The sequence below is a fragment of the Bacillus sp. 05T31 genome (assembly GCF_056396725.1).
On sequence record NZ_JBFTMA010001085.1, the window covers coordinates 1 to 960 of the forward strand.

At 37.4% G+C, this 960-nt stretch carries 1 protein-coding gene; it reads left to right on the forward strand.

Going from position 1 to position 960, the window contains the following annotated elements; all coding sequences use genetic code 11:
- Positions 1-139: 139 nt before the first annotated feature.
- On the forward strand, positions 140-960 hold an 821-nt coding region (locus tag AC1DJR_RS31515), incomplete at its 3' end, for an ABC transporter permease (RefSeq protein ID WP_477004417.1).

The following is a 960-nucleotide window of genomic DNA, read 5'->3' on the forward strand; positions in this document are numbered from 1 at the left end:
CAATCATGAATGCCGATAAGATTATTGTACTTGACGAAGGAAAAATAATTGGAACTGGTACTCATGAAGAGCTTATGGAAAACTGTGAAGTTTATAAGCAAATTGCTTTATCACAACTTTCAAGAGAGGAGTTGTCATCATGAGTGATAGAAAAATAGAAAATAGAAAACAAAGCGGCCCTGGTCCTGGCGGTGGCGGTCATATGGGCGGCGGCATGAGAAAGATTGAGAAAGCAAAAAACTTCAAAGGAACGATGAATAAACTCCTTCAATACTTGAATCCCTATAAATTATCAATCTTAATCGTTATCCTTTTCGCAATCGGCAGTGCAGCCTTTACAATCGTTGGTCCAAAAATTTTAGGAAACGCGACAACAAAACTTTTCGAAGGACTCGTAAGCAAAGTATCAGGAGCACCCGGTGCGGCCATTGACTTTACCTATATCGGAAACATTGTCATTTTACTCCTTGGATTATATATACTGAGCACTGTGTTTGGTATTATCCAGGGGTACATTATTTCTGGAGTAGCTCAAAAAGTATCTTATAACTTCAGAAAAGAAATCGATGAAAAAATTAACCGTATGCCGCTGAAATACTTTGATAAAACAACGCACGGCGAAGTATTATCGAGAATTACAAATGACGTAGATACGGTGAGCCAAACTTTAAACCAAAGTATGTCGCAAATCATCACATCCGTTATTACAATCATCGGTGTACTTATCATGATGTTATCAATCAGCTGGCAAATGACATTAGTGGCGCTTTTAATATTGCCAGTATCGATGATTCTCATCATGGCAGTCGTAAAACGATCACAAAAATACTTCAAATCCCAGCAAGAATATTTAGGACACGTAAACGGTCAGGTCGAAGAAATTTATAGTGGTCACAATATCGTAAAAGCCTTCAACAAAGAAGAAGAAGAAGAAGTGAAAAAATTCGAAAAGGTAAATGA